Source organism: Planococcus alkaliphilus (assembly GCF_057031095.1).
The window spans coordinates 1,481,951-1,499,394 of sequence record NZ_CM168060.1; the positions used below are offsets into that span (position 1 = coordinate 1,481,951).

Annotated in this window: 21 protein-coding genes, 1 pseudogene and 1 other annotated feature; of the genes and pseudogenes, 21 read left to right on the forward strand and 1 reads right to left on the reverse strand. The window is 47.2% G+C overall.

Annotated elements, in window-relative coordinates; translation table 11 throughout:
• Positions 1–20: 20 nt before the first annotated feature.
• The 14 genes and pseudogenes from AC2EXB_RS07655 (at position 21) to pheA (ending at position 9,614) form a co-directional block, all read left to right on the forward strand.
• A complete protein-coding gene (locus tag AC2EXB_RS07655; protein WP_052651868.1) occupies positions 21–1,049 on the forward strand; it encodes a rod shape-determining protein in 1,029 nt (342 codons plus the stop codon).
• 14 nt (positions 1,050–1,063) lie between these two features.
• Complete coding sequence (gene mreC, locus AC2EXB_RS07660) at positions 1,064–1,948, forward strand: rod shape-determining protein MreC (protein ID WP_235198992.1); 885 nt, start codon at positions 1,064–1,066, stop codon at positions 1,946–1,948.
• Positions 1,945–2,490, forward strand: coding sequence for a rod shape-determining protein MreD (gene mreD / locus AC2EXB_RS07665; RefSeq protein ID WP_483604294.1), 546 nt, complete (start codon positions 1,945–1,947; stop codon positions 2,488–2,490). Before mreC ends, mreD begins: the two co-directional genes overlap by 4 nt.
• Before the next feature lie 34 nt (positions 2,491–2,524).
• Complete coding sequence (gene minC / locus AC2EXB_RS07670; protein WP_235198993.1) at positions 2,525–3,190, forward strand: septum site-determining protein MinC; 666 nt, start codon at positions 2,525–2,527, stop codon at positions 3,188–3,190.
• A gap of 1 nt (position 3,191) precedes the next feature.
• Positions 3,192–3,992 (forward strand): septum site-determining protein MinD, encoded by an 801-nt coding sequence (minD, locus tag AC2EXB_RS07675; RefSeq protein ID WP_235198994.1) that lies wholly within the window; start codon positions 3,192–3,194, stop codon positions 3,990–3,992.
• A gap of 99 nt (positions 3,993–4,091) precedes the next feature.
• Positions 4,092–4,307, forward strand: a complete 216-nt coding sequence (locus tag AC2EXB_RS07680; RefSeq protein ID WP_483604295.1) for a hypothetical protein — start codon at positions 4,092–4,094, stop codon at positions 4,305–4,307.
• Positions 4,308–4,319: 12 nt separating this feature from the next.
• A pseudogene (locus tag AC2EXB_RS07685) lies at positions 4,320–5,030 on the forward strand (nuclease-related domain-containing protein); the annotation flags it as partial.
• 170 nt (positions 5,031–5,200) lie between these two features.
• Positions 5,201–5,284 (forward strand) — a sequence feature (ribosomal protein L21 leader region).
• 14 nt (positions 5,285–5,298) lie between these two features.
• A complete protein-coding gene (gene rplU, locus AC2EXB_RS07690; protein ID WP_235198996.1) occupies positions 5,299–5,607 on the forward strand; it encodes a 50S ribosomal protein L21 in 309 nt (102 codons plus the stop codon).
• A 3-nt stretch (positions 5,608–5,610) separates the two neighbouring features.
• The gene (locus tag AC2EXB_RS07695; RefSeq protein WP_483604296.1) at positions 5,611–5,940 is read left to right on the forward strand and encodes a ribosomal-processing cysteine protease Prp; all 330 of its coding nucleotides are present in this window, start codon (positions 5,611–5,613) and stop codon (positions 5,938–5,940) included.
• 13 nt (positions 5,941–5,953) lie between these two features.
• Positions 5,954–6,244, forward strand: a complete 291-nt coding sequence (rpmA, locus tag AC2EXB_RS07700; protein ID WP_008431505.1) for a 50S ribosomal protein L27 — start codon at positions 5,954–5,956, stop codon at positions 6,242–6,244.
• A gap of 147 nt (positions 6,245–6,391) precedes the next feature.
• Entirely contained in the window at positions 6,392–6,904 is a 513-nt protein-coding gene (locus AC2EXB_RS07705; protein ID WP_483604297.1) for a Spo0B domain-containing protein, read from the forward strand.
• A gap of 1 nt (position 6,905) precedes the next feature.
• On the forward strand, positions 6,906–8,195 hold the full coding sequence (gene obgE, locus AC2EXB_RS07710; protein ID WP_483604298.1) for a GTPase ObgE: 1,290 nt from the start codon (positions 6,906–6,908) through the stop codon (positions 8,193–8,195).
• Positions 8,196–8,276: 81 nt separating this feature from the next.
• Entirely contained in the window at positions 8,277–8,729 is a 453-nt protein-coding gene (locus AC2EXB_RS07715; protein ID WP_285835964.1) for an ACT domain-containing protein, read from the forward strand.
• 15 nt (positions 8,730–8,744) lie between these two features.
• Positions 8,745–9,614 carry a prephenate dehydratase gene (gene pheA / locus AC2EXB_RS07720; protein ID WP_483604299.1) on the forward strand — a complete coding sequence of 290 codons (870 nt, stop codon included), beginning with the start codon at positions 8,745–8,747 and terminating at the stop codon, positions 9,612–9,614.
• Positions 9,615–9,831: 217 nt separating this feature from the next.
• Here the strand turns inward: pheA and AC2EXB_RS07725 are convergent, their stop codons facing one another.
• Entirely contained in the window at positions 9,832–10,365 is a 534-nt protein-coding gene (locus AC2EXB_RS07725; RefSeq protein WP_251478669.1) for a transcription repressor NadR, read from the reverse strand.
• A 126-nt stretch (positions 10,366–10,491) separates the two neighbouring features.
• On the opposite strand from AC2EXB_RS07725, the gene ruvA reads away from it, so the two are divergent.
• From ruvA to secDF, 7 genes are all read left to right on the forward strand, one after another.
• The gene (gene ruvA, locus AC2EXB_RS07730) at positions 10,492–11,088 is read left to right on the forward strand and encodes a Holliday junction branch migration protein RuvA (RefSeq protein WP_483604300.1); all 597 of its coding nucleotides are present in this window, start codon (positions 10,492–10,494) and stop codon (positions 11,086–11,088) included.
• A 19-nt stretch (positions 11,089–11,107) separates the two neighbouring features.
• Positions 11,108–12,106: a Holliday junction branch migration DNA helicase RuvB gene (ruvB, locus tag AC2EXB_RS07735; protein ID WP_483604301.1), complete on the forward strand. Its 999-nt coding sequence runs from the start codon at positions 11,108–11,110 to the stop codon at positions 12,104–12,106.
• 25 nt (positions 12,107–12,131) lie between these two features.
• Positions 12,132–13,184 carry a tRNA preQ1(34) S-adenosylmethionine ribosyltransferase-isomerase QueA gene (gene queA, locus AC2EXB_RS07740; protein WP_235199002.1) on the forward strand — a complete coding sequence of 351 codons (1,053 nt, stop codon included), beginning with the start codon at positions 12,132–12,134 and terminating at the stop codon, positions 13,182–13,184.
• On the forward strand, positions 13,181–14,323 hold the full coding sequence (tgt, locus tag AC2EXB_RS07745; RefSeq protein WP_235199003.1) for a tRNA guanosine(34) transglycosylase Tgt: 1,143 nt from the start codon (positions 13,181–13,183) through the stop codon (positions 14,321–14,323). The genes queA and tgt overlap by 4 nt, the downstream gene beginning before the upstream one ends.
• Positions 14,324–14,357: 34 nt before the next feature.
• Positions 14,358–14,633, forward strand: a complete 276-nt coding sequence (gene yajC, locus AC2EXB_RS07750) for a preprotein translocase subunit YajC (protein ID WP_235199004.1) — start codon at positions 14,358–14,360, stop codon at positions 14,631–14,633.
• 138 nt (positions 14,634–14,771) lie between these two features.
• On the forward strand, positions 14,772–15,092 hold the full coding sequence (locus tag AC2EXB_RS07755; RefSeq protein WP_235199005.1) for a post-transcriptional regulator: 321 nt from the start codon (positions 14,772–14,774) through the stop codon (positions 15,090–15,092).
• A gap of 65 nt (positions 15,093–15,157) precedes the next feature.
• Complete coding sequence (secDF, locus tag AC2EXB_RS07760; RefSeq protein WP_483604302.1) at positions 15,158–17,434, forward strand: protein translocase subunit SecDF; 2,277 nt, start codon at positions 15,158–15,160, stop codon at positions 17,432–17,434.
• The last annotated feature ends 10 nt before the right edge of the window (positions 17,435–17,444 follow it).

Sequence of the window (17,444 nt, forward strand, 5' to 3'; positions counted from 1 at the left end):
TAAAGAAGGGAAGATTTGACTTGTTTGGAATCGGATCAAAAGATGTAGGAATAGACTTAGGTACTGCTAATACGTTAGTTTTTGTAAAAAATAAAGGGATTGTTCTTCGTGAACCTTCAGTTGTCGCGAAAAACACAAGCACAGGTGAGATCGTCGCTGTCGGAAACGATGCGCGCAATATGATCGGACGGACTCCTGGGTCCATCGTAGCGATCCGTCCGATGAGAGACGGCGTTATCGCTGACTATGATACAACCACCGCAATGATTCAATATTACTTGAAAGAAGCAATGAAAGTGGCAGGCGGGACTTGGAAAAAGTCGAACGTCATGATTTGTGTGCCTTATGGCATCACTTCAGTTGAGCGCCGTGCGATTATCGATGCATCTCGCCAAGCGGGAGCTCGGGAAGCTTTCACAATCGAAGAGCCTTTTGCAGCTGCAATCGGAGCAAATCTTCCGGTATGGGAACCTACGGGCAGTATGGTCGTCGATATTGGTGGCGGTACTACTGAAGTTGCAGTCATTTCACTTGGCGGCATTGTAACAAGTGAATCGGTTCGGGTTGCCGGCGATTCAATGGACCAGGCAATTACCCAATACATCCGTAAAACGTATAACTTAACAATCGGTGAACGGACAGCAGAAGCCGTTAAAATGGAAATTGGTTCAGCTCGTGCAGCAACAGAAGCTGAGAAGAATTTGAAAATGGAGATCCGCGGACGCGATCTTTTGACAGGCCTTCCAAAAACAATTGAAATTTCAGCGGATGAAATTGCGGAAGCATTGAAAGAGTCAATTGCCGCAATCATCGACGGCGTGAAGAAAACGCTCGAAACGACGCCGCCTGAATTATCAGCGGATGTTATGGAACGCGGAATCGTCTTGACCGGAGGCGGAGCGCTTCTAAAAAACCTGGACAAAGTTATTTCAGATGTTACAATGATGCCTGTTATAATTGCAGATGATCCATTGGATTGTGTCGCAATTGGAACTGGTAAAGCTTTAGATAATATGGATCAGATCCGACGCCAGCAATCGCATAAATAAGGAGGATTGCACTAATGCCACAGTTTTTTTCGAATAAACGGCTTATCTTGCTGCTGTTGGGCGTTATCCTGCTCGTCGCATTAATTTCTTTTTCTTTGCGCGATCGGGATAATGTGTCATTGCCGGAGCAGATCATCAAAGATGCCGTTGGTGCTGGGCAATCGGTCTTTTCAGGGCCCGCACATTTTGTCACAGGGGTTTTCGATAACGTGGATTCGCTTTTGAATACATATGAAGAAAACAAATACCTGAAATCACGTCTGGAAGAATTTGCAACGGTCCAGGCGGAAGTCACGGATCTTCGTTCTGAAAACGCGGAACTGAAAGAACTGGTCGGCAAAGAAGAGGATTTACGGGATTATAATCCAATCCAGGCAACCGTCATTGCACGGAACCCGGATCAATGGGAAGAGAAAATCGTCATCAATAAAGGCGAGACGAGCGGCGTGAAACCGAATATGGCCGTCATGACAGCGCGAGGTTTGATCGGCAAGGTGACGTTAGTGACCAAATTGTCTTCAACGGTTGAATTGATTTCCACTCAAAACCCGAACTACCGCGTATCCGCGATGGTGCTCGGGGGCGATAAAGCGGTATTCGGCTTGATTGAAGGCTATGACGCCGATCGCCGCGAATTGCTCTTGAAGCGAATTGATGCAGAAATCGAACTCAAAGAAGGGCAGAAAGTCGTTTCCAGCGGGCTTGGCGGGATTTTCCCGAAAGGCATCGTGATCGGGGAAATTACGGAAGTGGCCATCGATGAATTCGGTTTGACAAAACTTGCTTACATCAAACCGGCGGCAGACTTCACATTGCTGAACCATGTCGTCATAGCTGATCGGCTGACGCCGGAAGTGGACGGGGAAGATAATGGGGAGACAGGAGACGGTGAATCATGATCCGTTATCTGATCCCGCTTATCGGCCTGGTCCTGTTTTTCCTTGAACCTGTTTTCGGACTTTTCTCACCGCTGCAGATGAATGGCGATTATTATTACATCGTCCCGCGCTTTTTGATCATGTTTCTGATATTTGTGTCCGTTTATTACGATACAAAACGTTCAATGTACTACGGATTATTTTTCGGACTCTTGTACGATGTCTTTTTCATTGATATTATTGGTTTATATTCTTTTCTGTATCCGGCCGTTTGTGTAATCGCCGGCTACACCGTAAAATCAATCCACCGGAATTTATTCATCACGACTGTTTTGACTTTGGTCTTGACGGCGCTTTTCGAATTTGTCCTGTTTCAATTCTTTTCGTTGATCGGACTTGCTTCGATGCCGATTAAAGCCTTTTTGGAAAGCCGTTTGCTTCCAACGATGATTGCGAATTCGCTGTTTTTATTCATCTTGGGTTGGGCTTTCAGATCGGTGATCGTGGCCCGTTTTATCGAACGCCAGAACAGTCCGGGATTATCCGGCTACAACGGCCAGTAAGGCTTATTTTAATGAAAGCGCAGGTGACACATTTTTGAGGAATCTTGTCTATATCAAAGGGACGAAACAAGGGCTCGTTCTGCAGCTCGACGACCAGTGTTCTTACACCGATCTGCTGACGGAGCTGCAGGCAAAGGTGTCGGATCCTGCGCTTGATGGCAGTGCGGAAGTGCAGATTCATCTGGGGAACCGGTATTGCACGGAAGCGCAGACAAAAGAAGTCATTGCGATCACGCAAAGCAATTCGCATCTTCGGGTGTCGAGCGTGAGAAGCGATGTCATCACTGTCGAAGAAAGCAACCGCCGGATCATGGAACGCCAATCCGAAACTTATGTCGGCATTGTGCGTTCTGGACAGGTGGTCAAAGCGGAAGGCGATCTTGTCGTGGTCGGGGATGTCAATCCGAACGCGAAAGTGGTCGCTGGAGGCAATATATATGTGTTGGGCCGCTTAAAAGGGATGGCTCATGCCGGAGCAAACGGCAACCGTGAAGCGGTCATTGCAGCTTCATGGCTGGAAGCGACGCATCTGAAAATCGATGACGCGCTGGAAACGATGACCGATGAATTGACGGTGCTTTCCGAGCAGCCGGAAATGGAATGTGCTTATTTACATACAAATGGCCATATCATCATCGACCGCTTGCAGGAATTGCGATTTATACGGCCGCAAATTTCAACGTTTAAAGGAGGAAGCTAATGTGGGAGAAGCAATAGTCATAACGTCAGGTAAGGGAGGCGTCGGTAAAACGACGACGACCGCCAATCTCGGCACTGCATTGGCTCTTCAAGGCAAAAAAGTATGCTTAATCGATACCGATATCGGTTTGCGGAATTTAGACGTTATATTGGGACTTGAAAACCGGATCATCTACGATTTGGTCGACGTTCTCGATGGCCGCTGCAAAGTCCACCAGGCGCTTGTCAAAGACAAGCGTTTTGATGACATGCTGTATTTATTGCCAGCTGCTCAAACAACGGATAAGAACGCAATCAATCCGGAGCAAATGAAAGAATTGGTAACGAAACTGAAAGAAGACTATGATTTTGTCATTATCGATTGCCCGGCCGGCATCGAGCAAGGCTATAAAAATGCCGTAGCGGGTGCCGATAAAGCGATCGTCGTAACGACCCCTGAAATTTCAGCGGTGCGCGATGCTGACCGGATCATCGGTCTCCTTGAGCTCGAAGAAAACATCGAGCCGCCGAAATTGATCATCAACCGCATCCGCCAGCATTTGATGAAAGCCGGCGAAGCGTTGGATGTCAATGAAATTACGACGCATCTGTCAATCGATTTACTCGGAATCGTTGCTGATGACGAAACGGTTATCTCGAGTTCAAACCGCGGCGAACCTGTCGTGATGGATCCGAACAACCGCGCAGCAATGGGTTACCGCAACATCGCTCGCCGTATTTTAGGCGAATCTGTGCCACTCATGACGATGGACCAGAAGAGCGGCGGCGTGTTCTCAAAAATCAAAGCCATTTTTTCTAAATAATTTACAATGACGATGCCCCCGCATCCGAATTGTTTCTGCTTGTTAACGAGGAGAGACAGTTTGGAAACGGGGGTTTTTATTTGGATTGGGAGGTGTAAAATGAACGAACGGTTGTTGGCTCGAATGATTTTGGCGGAAAGAGTTTCGAAAAACCATCCTGCCTGGATTTCTATTTTCAGCGAATTAAAAAATTCGCTGGCTGGAGCAGGAGGAGAAAGTCGGACATTCTCCCTTTTGAAAAGGGAATTGGTTCTTCCAGGGCAGACAATTATTCTGACGGATTTATCGATTCCGCATAAAGACGGTTATGCTTAAGTAGATCTTCTCGTAGTGAATCGGAAATTTGTCTGCGTTCTTGAAGTGAAAAACATGAAAGGCGATTTTTACTTTGACTCGGAAAATTTCCAATTCCATCGGACAGTGGACGGGCGTACTGAAGGGATGAAAAGCCCAGAGTCTCAACTGCATCGTGCAGTGAAAGCGACAGAAAGGTTTTTGGGAATTCCTGTCACTGGCGTCATTGTACTGGCGAGCCGCTCAGGAAGAGTGGTAGAGGGGCCGAAAAACTACCCGGCCGTGTCTCTGGATTACTTGCCGTTTTACTTGGAAAGTTTGGTTAGTGGGAGAATGCTGCTTGATGAGCATAAGGTGTCGGAGAAAGTGCGGGCGTTGCCTAAGAAAAGTTTCCAGCAGAATTTATTGGAGCGCTATGCCCTTGATGTCGGCTCATTGCGTCTCGGCGTATCTTGTCCGCAGTGCAGAAATTCTGCTTTGATAAGAAAAAATCGAAAATGGCATTGTGGTGGCTGCGGCGGCTATTTCCGTGATGCACATGAAGTTACGCTACAGGAATATGCGGTTTTATTCGGAGCGGAGCTGCCGACGAATTTTGCTTATCGGCTCTTTGGTGTCGAAGACAAACATTTGCTTTACCGGTTATTGGAAAACTCTGCGCTGCAGGGAAATGAACGCGGCAAACGATGGATTGTTCCGAGGCGGGAGTTATTGGAGACGTATTTTGGGTCAATTTGGAGCTGAACGCACCTCGCTGCGATTGTTTCGCACCTCAGGGCAATTTTTCCGCACCTCAAACGAAAATTTTCACACCTCGCAGCTGAAAGTTCGCACCTCAACGCACGGTATTTAATAAAACCATTGACGGGTCATGCGCTGCCGTGGTATTATTCTAATGTTATGTTTGTAGCGCACCTGTGCTACAACCGCTCGAATCAGGTTACTTTAAGAATCAGCAGCAATGCCGATCACCTGAATAGGCGAGTCTTAGTCTAAGAGGAGGTGCAAGGATATGTACGCAATTATTGAAACTGGTGGTAAACAAATCAAAGTTGAAGCGGGCCAAGAAATCTACGTTGAGAAATTGAACGGTGAAGCTGGTGACGTGATCACATTTGATAAAGTTCTATTTGTAGGTGGAGACGATTCTAAAGTGGGTGTTCCTTTTGTTGAAGGAGCTACTGTATCGGCAACTGTTGTTAAAAACGGCCGCGCTAAAAAGATTACTGTTTTCAAATACAAAGCGAAAAAGAACTACCGTAAAAAACAAGGTCATCGTCAGCCATACACGAAATTGACTGTCGACGCGATCAACCTGTAAGACATGATTAATGTAAAAATTAAAGAAGCGTCAGGCCGCATTTCTTCTTTCGAAATGTCGGGTCATGCGGACTTTGCAGAACACGGGCAAGATTTGGTATGTGCCGGAGCATCAGCTGTTTCTTTTGGAGCGGTGAACGCCATCATGGAACTTACCGGAATCGAACCGGATATTACGCAATCTGAAAGCGGCTATTTAAAAGTCGGTTTCCCGGATGGCCTCGACGAGAAAACAGATGGACAGGTTCAATTGCTTGTTCGCAGCATGATTGTTTCATTAAAAACGATTGAACAAGACTATGAAGAATATATTAAAATAACCTTCACAGCTTAGGAGGTGGGACAGAATGTTAAGATTAGATCTTCAGTTTTTCGCATCTAAAAAAGGTGTAGGTTCAACGAGAAACGGACGTGACTCAGAATCTAAACGCCTTGGCGCTAAACGTGCAGACGGCCAAGAAGTAACTGGTGGTTCAATTTTATACCGTCAACGCGGTACTAAAATTTATCCAGGTGAAAACGTTGGACGCGGTGGAGACGATACTCTTTTTGCTAAAATCGACGGAGTCGTACGTTTCGAACGTTACGGACGCGATAAGAAAAAAGTGAGCGTGTACCCAGTAGCACAAGAAGCTTAATACAAAACGAAAGGGCTGCGCATGCAGTCCTTTTTATTTTGAAAAACTATGGTGGCGTTTTGTAAATTGGTTTCGCCGCTTCTTTTTCCGGGAAATCCATCGAAAAAATTGGTATACTGAAAAAAGAAGACGAACGGGACGTGACTTATGAAAACACCAATGACAGTGGCACAATCGCTTCGGCATGCGCGCCATGATTTCTTGAATGAATTGCAGTTGATCAAAATGAATTTGGATCTTGGGCGCCTTGATGAGGTCCAGGCGATTATTCGCTCGCATGGCGAAGCGGCTGTGCAGATGAGCCGGCTCTCGGGATTGAAAATGGAAAAGACGGAAGAGTGGCTGCTGCTAGCGCAATGGCGCTTTCCGGAAATCCGTTTTCATCTGAGCTGCCTGGCGGCAAAGGCACCAGTCCATTTGGATGAAACCTATTCGAAAACGATTGAAGCGCTTATCAGAGCGGCGCTTGAACAGACGGATCCTTACGAGGAGTACGAATGCTTCATCACGTTTTCGAACGAAGATTCTTTTTTTATTGCAGAGATTCGGTTGACTGGTGAATGGACAGAATTAGCGGTTCCGGAAACGGAGCTTGAGATAGTGAAAGCGTGCGGACCGGATGGCTTGAAAATCGCCATACGCGCACAGATGGAGGGATAATATGTTTGTCGATCACGTAAAAGTTTATGTTAGAGGTGGGGACGGCGGAGATGGAATGGTCGCATTCCGCCGCGAAAAATATGTACCGAACGGGGGGCCTGCAGGCGGCGACGGCGGTAAAGGCGCGGATGTTGTCTTTATCGTTGAAGAAGGCTTGCGCACATTGATGGATTTCCGCTATAAACGGATTTTCAAGGCAGACCGCGGTACACACGGCATGAGCGCCAATAAACACGGTGCGAAAGCTTCGGATTTGATCATCAAAGTTCCGCCTGGCACGGTTGTAAAAGATGCAGATACAGGCGAAACGATCGCCGATTTAGTAGAACACGGACAGACAGCTGTCATTGCTCGCGGTGGACGCGGCGGACGCGGAAATTCCCGTTTTGCGACGCCGCAGAACCCGGCTCCGGAATTATCGGAAAAAGGGGAACCTGGATTTGAGCGCAATGTTATATTGGAATTGAAAGTATTGGCAGATGCCGGTTTAGTCGGATTCCCGAGTGTCGGGAAATCTACTTTATTGTCAGTCGTTTCGGCTGCAAAACCGAAAATCGCTGAATACCACTTTACAACGATCGTACCGAATCTCGGAATGGTTGAAACAGATGACCACCGCAGTTTCGTTATGGCCGATTTGCCAGGATTGATTGAAGGCGCGCATGAAGGTGTTGGCCTTGGGCATCAATTCCTGCGCCATATAGAACGTACGCGGGTTATCATCCACGTAATCGATATGTCGGGGATGGAAGGCCGTGATCCGTATGAGGATTACGTGACCATCAATGAAGAGTTGAAGCAGTACAATATGCGTCTGACAGAACGTCCGCAAGTCATTGTGGCGAACAAGATGGATATGCCGGATTCGGAAGAGAATTTGAAGAAATTCCGCGAGAAAATGCCGGAAGATGCACAAATCTTCCCGATTTCAGCGCTATCTCGCCAAGGTTTGTCTAATCTTTTATTCGCAGTGACGGATCTAGTAGAAGTCACTCCAGAATTCCCATTGATCGACGAAGCGGCAGACGAGTCTGAAAGCTCTGTATTGTACAAGCACGAAGCGCAAGGCGACGGCTTTGAAATTACACGCGATTCGGATGGTTCGTTTGTTCTTTCAGGCTACGCAATCGAGCGTCTTTTCAAGATGACCGACTTCTCGCGTGAAGATTCAATCCGCCGATTTGCCCGCCAAATGCGCGGCATGGGGATTGATGATGCACTTCGCGAACGCGGCGCTGAAAACGGCGACACGGTTCGATTGTTGGAATTTGAATTTGAATTTATGGATTGATCGGAGGATCAGTCCGGATAGAGCTCAGCTGGCCACTTGTGCCGGCTGGGTTTAGTTTCTCTTTAGATGGAGGGTTAATGGATGAAGGATATATCAGAACAACGGTATTATTTGGTGCGCGAAGACGTTTTGACGGAAGCGATGCAAAAAACGCTTGAAGTGAAAAGACTGCTGCAGCGCGAACACATGTCCATATTAGACGCAGTCAATAAAACAGGCCTTTCGCGTTCCGCGTTCTATAAATACCGGGACGCTGTATTCCCGTTCCACTCAATTGTCAAAGAGCGGATCTTGACAGTGTTCTTGCAGCTTGAGGACCGGTCGGGAACGCTTGCGACATTATTGCAGTCGGTTGCGGAAGCCCGGTGCAATATTTTGACCATTCATCAAACCATTCCGATCCAAGGCCGTGCCAATGTCACGCTTTCCTTGGATGTAACGGCGATGGAGTTGGAGTTGGAAACTTTCCTGCAGCAGCTGAAAAAACTTGATTTTGTCGAGTCGGCTGATGTGGTTTCAAGTGGATTATCTTAATAGAGGAGTGGTTGGATGGCTGAAAAAAGTTTGAAAAACCGAATTTCTTTTTTAGGGCCGGAAGCGTCTTTTACGCATTTGGCAGCTTCACGTGTCTTTCCGAGCAGCACATTAGTTCCATTCACTTCCATTCCTGAATGCATAGAAGCAGTGGCAGAAGGCAGCGTCGAGTATGCTGTCGTGCCGCTGGAAAATGCATTAGAAGGATCTGTTCCGTTGACGGTCGATTATTTATTCCATGAAGCGCAATTATACGTGGTGGCTGAAGTGCTTTCACCGATCAGCCAGCATTTATTGGTGCATCCGGAAAATGCAGGGGCAGAATCATTGGAAGCGATCTATTCACACCCGCATGCGTTGGCGCAATGCCATAAATTTCTTTACTATACATATAAAAACACACCGCTTGAACAATACAGCTCGACGGCCGCTGCAGCGAAAATGGTCAGCGAGATACCGGAACGCAATATTGCGGCGATCGGCAATGAATTTTCAGCCGAGAAATACGGCTTGACGATTCTGCAGCGCGATATCCATGATTTCCATTTCAACCATACCCGCTTTTTTGTGTTGTCGAAAACCAATCACCGCCTGGAAGATCCGAGCCACGAAGGCCAAGTGAAAACGACCTTGATGATTTCGCCGCCGAAAGACGACCGTTCCGGCGTGCTTCACCAGGTACTTTCCGTCTTTGCATGGCGCCAGCTTAACTTGAGCAAAATCGAATCACGTCCGCTTAAAACCGGCCTCGGCAATTATTTCTTCATCACTGACGTCTTAGAAGACGAACAGGCACCGATGATGAGAGGGGCGTTCGAGGAACTTACAGCGCTTGGCTGCGAAGTGAAAAGTCTGGGGTCGTATTATACGTATAAGAGCGAGTGACAGAATCCCGCGGCGATGGCGCCGTGGGATTTTTTCTGCCTAGCAGCGGTTTCTGCAAATAAAATAGAGGATTGCGCAAATAAACTCGCTTATCCCGCAAACAACAATGCAGATTCCGCAAATAAACTAAGGTATTCCGCAAACAACAACACCATTTCCGCAAATAAAAGAAAAAATCCTGAAACCGGCGAACGGTTTCAGGATTTCCAGCATGAATTTATTCATTTTCCTCCAGCAAAAAGCCGTTTTCGCGCATCGCCGCAATCGCTTGTTCAAGCATCGCAACATTCGGGGCAGTAATCGTATGGAGGTGGGTGCCGCCGGTCAGCTCCAACAAATAACTTGCGCCGGTCTCACGGACGCGCTGCATGAAGGCGTCGACTTCTTGATGGTTCGATACATGGATGCCGGCAGTGAGTTCACCATAGACTGGATGTTCGACGGATACGTCTTTAACCGTTACGCCGGTGGAAACGAGAACTTTCAATTCGCGTTCCGTGTCATCCGGCTGGTGGTGGCAGGCGATGGTCCGGCTGATTTCGGGATTCGGCTGGTTATTCATATAGAGGTAACCCTGGCTGGTCGCAATGATCGGTTCATTCTTTGCTTTTAACAGCGTCATGTCTCCAACGATCACTTGCCGCGAAACATTTGCAAAAGCTGCGAGTTCGCCGCCGGTCAATGGTTCTTCGGCTGTTTTTAATTTTTCCAGCAGGATTTGGCGCCGCTGTTCGCCGTAAAGTTTTTTCATGGGAATCCTCCAGCTTTTTTAAATGATTTCTTCTATTTTACCACGGACGTTTTCGGAACGGGTTTGTTTCGTAAAAGGGGAACAAATATGCTATAATCAATAGGTTAAATTGAAGGGGCGAATAGAATGTACGATTACATAAAAGGGACGGTTACGCGAGTGACTCCTGAATATTTGGTAGTGGAACAGCAAGGCATCGGCTGGCAGATTTTTGCGCCGAATCCGTATTCGTTCGGATCGGAAGAGCTGCAGGTTTTCCTGCATCACCATGTCCGTGAAGATGCGCAATTATTATTCGGTTTCCCGACCTTGGAGCAGCGTGAATTATTCCGTAAATTGATTTCTGTCTCCGGCATCGGTCCTAAAGGTGCTTTAGCGATCCTAGCAAGCGGTCAGCCGCAGCACGTCATTGAAGCGATCGAACGGGAAGATGAATCGTATTTGGTGAAATTCCCGGGCGTCGGAAAGAAAACGGCCCGCCAGATGATCCTCGATTTAAAAGGGAAGCTCGCGGAATTCTTCGGCGAGCCGCTTGAATCGGATAACTTCCAAGGCTTATTGTCAAATGACGATATGGAACTTGAAGAAGCGATGCTTGCACTGGGCGCACTCGGCTATTCTGAACGCGAAATTGCGAAAGTGAAGCCGAAGCTGAAAGACTTGGATCTGGATACGGAAGGCTATATGAAGAAAGCTTTGCAATTATTATTGAAACAAAACTGATGAAAAGGAGGCGAACGGCATGGAAGAACGCGTAATTGGCGGTGAAATTTCCGAATTTGACGAACGCTTTGAACAGTCGCTGCGGCCGCAGTTTTTATCCCAGTATATCGGCCAGCAAAAAGTAAAACATAGCTTGGAGATATTTATCGAAGCGGCGAAAATGCGCGAAGAAAGTCTGGACCATGTATTGTTGTACGGGCCTCCCGGACTCGGTAAAACAACGCTTGCTGCTGTAATCGCCAATGAAATGGCGGTCAACGTCAAAATGACGAGCGGGCCTGCGATTGAACGTCCTGGGGATTTGGCGGCGATTGTGTCGTCTTTAGAACCGGGCGACGTCTTATTCATTGATGAGATCCACCGCTTGAACCGGTCGATCGAAGAAGTGCTGTATCCGGCAATGGAGGATTTCTGCCTCGATATCGTCGTCGGAAAAGGGCCGACTGCACGGTCTGTGCGCCTTGATTTGCCGCCTTTCACTTTGATTGGTGCGACAACTCGGGCTGGTGCTTTATCTGCGCCGCTTCGAGATCGTTTCGGGGTGCATGCGCGCCTTGACTATTACGATACCGAATCACTCACGGATATTGTGATTCGGAGTTCGCAGCTATTCGAAGCGGAGATCGATCCGCATGCGGCTGTTGAAATTGCACGGCGCTCCCGTGGAACTCCGCGTATTGCAAACCGTTTATTGAAACGGGTCCGTGATTTTGCGCAAGTGCGCGGCAACGGGACGATTACAGAAGAAATGGCATCTCAAGCACTTGAGATGCTGCAGGTTGATCCGCTTGGCCTCGACCATATCGACCATAAATTAATGATGGGCATGATTACGCGCTTCCGGGGAGGCCCGGTTGGATTGGATACGATTGCCGCAAGCATCGGGGAAGAATCGACGACGATCGAAGATGTCTATGAACCCTACTTGCTGCAAATCGGTTTTATCCAACGGACCCCAAGAGGCCGCGTCGTGACCCATACAGCATATGAGCATTTCAATATGGAAATGCCTGAATGACTCCAAATGAAGGAAGTTTTTTGACATGAATGTTAATGATTTTGATTTCCACTTGCCAGAAGAATTGATTGCCCAAACGCCTTTGCTTGACCGGACTTCGAGCCGGCTCTTAGTAATGGATAAAGAAACTGGCGCCATCACGCACCGCCATTTCCGGGATATCACCGAGCATTTAGAAGCGGGCGACACCTTAGTATTGAATGACACACGCGTACTGCCGGCCCGTTTAATGGGCGTCAAAGAAGAGACAGGTGCCCATATCGAATTATTGCTGCTGAAGCAAATTGAAGACGATGTGTGGGAAACGCTTGTGAAGCCTGCGAAGAAAGTGAAAATCGGAACGGTGATTTCGTTCGGAGACGGGCTTTTAAAAGCGGAATGCACCGGCATCCTTGATCATGGCGGACGCCATTTTAAAATGGTCTATGACGGCATTTTCTACGAGATTTTGGAGCAATTAGGCGAAATGCCTTTGCCGCCTTATATCCGTGAAAAGCTTGAAGATCAGGAACGCTACCAAACCGTTTTTGCAAAAGAGCGGGGAAGCGCTGCGGCTCCGACAGCAGGCCTTCACTTCACGGATGAGCTTCTAGATGAAATCCGTGCGAAAGGCGTCAATATTGCTTTTATTACACTGCATGTCGGCCTCGGCACGTTCCGTCCGGTGTCGGTCGATTCGATCGAAGAGCATACGATGCATGCGGAGTTTTACCGCATCAATCAGGAAACAGCTGAACTGATCAATGAAACGAAAAAACGCGGCAATCGCGTGGTTTCAGTCGGAACGACGTCAACGCGGACGCTTGAAACCGTCGCGAGCAAATTTGGCGGTGAATTGAAAGAAGACAGCGGCTGGACCGATATCTTCATTTTCCCGGGCTTTGAGTTTAAAGCGATCGACGGTTTAATCACGAATTTCCATTTGCCGAAATCGACCTTGGTCATGCTTGTCAGCGCCTTGTCGAACCGTGAAAATATTTTAAATGCTTATAATGAAGCTGTTAATGAACGCTACCGCTTTTTCAGTTTCGGAGACGCGATGTTCATTGAACCACAGAAAAAGGAGACTCATCAATGACGCAAGCAGTATGGTATGAACATATAAAAACATGCAAACAGACAGGTGCCCGCTTAGGGATCGTCCACACACCGCACGGTTCTTTTGAAACGCCTGCCTTTATGCCAGTCGGAACGCAAGCGACAGTGAAAACGATGTCGCCGGAAGAATTGAAAGCGATGAACGCTGGAATCATCTTGAGCAATACGTATCACCTATGGCTGCGCCCAGGGAATGACGTCATCAAAGAAGCAGGCGGCCTGCATAAATTCATGAACTGGGATCGCCCGATTTTAACGGATTCAGGCGGTTTCCAAGTATTCTCATTAAGTGAATTCCGCAATATCAAAGAAGAAGGCGTTCACTTCCGCAATCACATGAACGGCGATAAATTGTTCTTGAGCCCGGAAAAAGCGATGGAGATCCAAAATGATCTGGGATCCGACATCATGATGGCTTTCGACGAATGTCCGCCGTATCCAGCCTCTCATGAATATATGAAGTCGAGTGTGGAACGGACGTCCCGTTGGGCAGAACGCTGCTTAGAAGCGCATGCCCGCAAAAACGACCAAGGTTTGTTCGGAATCGTGCAAGGCGGCGAATACGAAGACTTGCGCCAGCAAAGCGCACGCGATTTGGTATCGCTTGATTTCCCGGGTTACGCAATCGGCGGGTTGTCTGTAGGCGAACCGAAAGATGTCATGAACCGTGCCCTTGAATTCACAACGCCATTGCTTCCGGAAAACAAGCCGCGCTATTTGATGGGCGTTGGCTCACCGGATTCATTGATTGACGGGGCCATCCGCGGCATTGACATGTTCGACTGCGTATTGCCGACGCGCATTGCACGCAACGGTACATTGATGACGAGCACAGGCCGCTTGAATGTGAAAAACGCGGCGTTTAAACGTGATTTCGGTCCGATTGATGAAAAATGCGACTGCTACACATGCACAAATTACACACGTGCATATGTCCATCATTTGATCCGTACAGATGAAACCTTCGGAATCCGACTTACTAGTTATCATAATCTTCATTTTCTGTTAAACTTAATGGAACAGGTGCGCCAAGCGATTCGTGAGGACCGCCTGGGAGATTTCCGCGAAGAATTTTTTGAAGCTTACGGTTTCAATAAGCCAAACGCTAAAAATTTCTAAACACAGATAGAAAGTGAAAGGGGGAAATTGAAAAATGGATACTTTAATAGCCTTATCACCATTACTATTGATGTTCTTGTTAATGTGGTTTTTCATCATCCGTCCTGCTCAAAAACGCCAGAAAGCAACAGCGAATATGCAGTCGGAATTGCGCCGTGGAGACCGCATTGTCACGATCGGCGGCCTTCATGGCCTAGTCGACGCTGTTGACGATGCAACTGTCTACATCACAGTTGCTGACGGAACGCGTATGCAATTCGAACGCCAAGCAATCGCTCGCGTTGTTGAATCTGCTAAATCGACGATCTAATAAAAATTTCGCCTTCGACTAGAAGGCGATTTTTTTTGAATAATTTAAGCTGAAGATGTTCCAAATACAACAAAAGATTGTTCTAAACTTTCCTTCATTCGTATACAATGGAAAAGAACGGCTGAAAGGAGATCTAATATGTTAAAATTTACCGAACAATACGAAATGGTTTTGCCTGCGCTCGAAAGCAAATGTTCGGAATTTCATTATTTCCAATACGATACTTTCACGCCTGAAGATTTGTGGCAATATTGTGTAAAGAAAAAATGGCGGAAAAAAGAAGTTGAAACGATGCGCCTGCACGAAATGGTTAATGACATTATGGAGATGACCGCCTCCGAATTCGTTGCCTATCATCAAGTTGAAGGTTTGAAGGGCGGAAATTGGTTTACGGAAAGCGGACAAGAGGACTTAGAACAGCTGCTTCGTCCATCGAACAAAAAACCAACTTCGATTTGACACGGTTCAGCACCTGTTTCATAATGATAGTGCTGTGTTTTTCACACTGAGGAGGAAAGTTACATATGAAAGCAAGAGGTCGTATTATAGCCTTTTTCTTACTGGTCATCGTACTGATAGGAATGATTGGCACCACGAGTTTACCCATCGCAAAAGACATTAAATTAGGTCTGGATCTTCAAGGTGGATTTGAAGTTCTTTATGAAGTGACTGACCTTGAAGACGGACAGGAAATCACTCAAGATGTTTTAGCAGACACGACGGATGCTTTGCTTAGCCGGATCAACGTACTCGGCGTCAGCGAGCCTGTCATCCAAATTGAAGGGGATGACCGTATTCGTGTCCAGCTTGCTGGAGTGGAGGACCAGGCGACTGCCCGGGAACTTTTATCCACAGAAGCAAACTTGACTTTCCGCAATGCGGAAGATGAAGTCATGCTTGCCGGCAATGATTTGAAGCAAGGCGGAGCAGCTGCTAACTTCGATGAAAATGGCCAGCCGGTTGTAACGCTTGAATTGAATGATCCTGGCAAATTCGCTGAAATCACGAGCGAAATTTCTCAAATGCCGCCGCCAAGCAACGTCTTGGTCATCTGGTTGGATTTTGAAGAAGGCGTGGATTCTTACGCAGCTGAAATGGCGAAGCCTGATCCGAAATTCGTTTCAGCACCGCGCGTTTCACAGCGCATCAATTCACCTTCAGTCGAAATTTCTGGTGCTTTCACTGTTGAGGAAACTCAAAACTTAGCCGGTATTTTAAATGCCGGAGCGCTTCCTGTAGCCCTTGAGGAAATCTACTCGACTTCCGTAGGTGCACAATTCGGCGCTCAAGCATTGGATCAAACGGTATTTGCAGCAGCAGTCGGTATTGCGCTTGTCCTGCTGTTCATGCTGGTTTATTATCGTTTGCCAGGCCTTATTGCAGTCATCACCTTATCGGTCTACGTTTACCTGATCCTTCTGGTATTCGAAATGATCGGCGGCGTTTTGACGCTCCCAGGGATTGCGGCAATCATGCTCGGTGTCGGGATGGCAGTCGATGCCAATATCATCACGTACGAGCGGATTCGCGAAGAAATGCGTACTGGCCGTTCGATCAAAGATTCGTTTAAAGCGGGAGCTGCTAGTTCGTTCTCGGCAATTCTGGATGCAAACGTCACGACTTTGATTGCAGCGATCGTGCTCTTCATTTTCGGGACGAGCTCAGTTAAAGGATTCGCGACACTATTGATCATCTCGATTTTGGTCAGCTTCTTGACCGCTGTTTGGGGTTCTCGTTTGCTTCTTGGCTTATGGGTTCACAGCGGCGTGCTGGATGGCAAATACGGATTATTCGGTTTGCGTAAATCGCTTGTCCATAAACCGGAAGAAAATCTTGAAATTCTGGATTTGTCGACTCGTTTCGACCGTTTCGACTTTGCCCGCAACCGCAATAAATTCTTTATCGCCTCTATTGCTTTGATTGTAGCCGGAATGGTTGTAATCGGTATATTCAGGCTTAATCTGGGAATCGATTTCTCAAGCGGTACACGTGTTGAAATCACTGCGGATTCAGCGCTGACGAAAGAGGAAGTTGAAAGCTTCTTGGATGAAGCTGGATACGAAACAGAAGGCGTTGTTATTTCCGGTGATGATAACAATATCGGAGTTGCCCGTTATACAGATGATTTTAGCCAAGAACAGATCAATGATCTGAAAGCTGTAGCGATGGAAGAATACGGTGCAGAGCCGAATATTTCAACCGTTTCTCCTACTGTCGGAATCGAATTGGCTAAAAACGCTATTCAAGCATTGGCTTATGCCGCAATTGGAATCATTATCTATGTCGCATTCCGATTTGAATGGCGCATGGGTGTCGCTTCTATCGTCGCATTGCTGCACGATGCATTCTTCATCATTGCCGTGTTCAGTTTGCTTCGACTGGAAGTAGACATTACTTTCATCGCGGCCGTATTGACCATCGTCGGTTATTCGATCAACGATACGATTGTCACATTCGACCGTATCCGCGAGAATATGAAACGCATGAAGAAAATTGAATCGCTCCATGCTCTAGAAGAAGTTGTCAACAAATCGCTTCGCCAGACGCTTGGGCGTTCAGTGAATACGGTGTTGACCGTTGTATTGGTTGTAATCGCGCTATTGATTTTTGGGGCACCATCGATCACAAACTTCTCGATCGCGTTATTGATCGGTTTAATTGCCGGTACGTATTCTTCTATTTTCATCGCAGCTCAATTATGGCTTGTGTTGAAGAAACGTGAACTGAATAAAAAAGGGCCAATCGACATCGAGAAATTGGAAGAGAAAAGCAAATGGGGTTCTGACGAGCCTGTCGTATAAGCAGGATAAG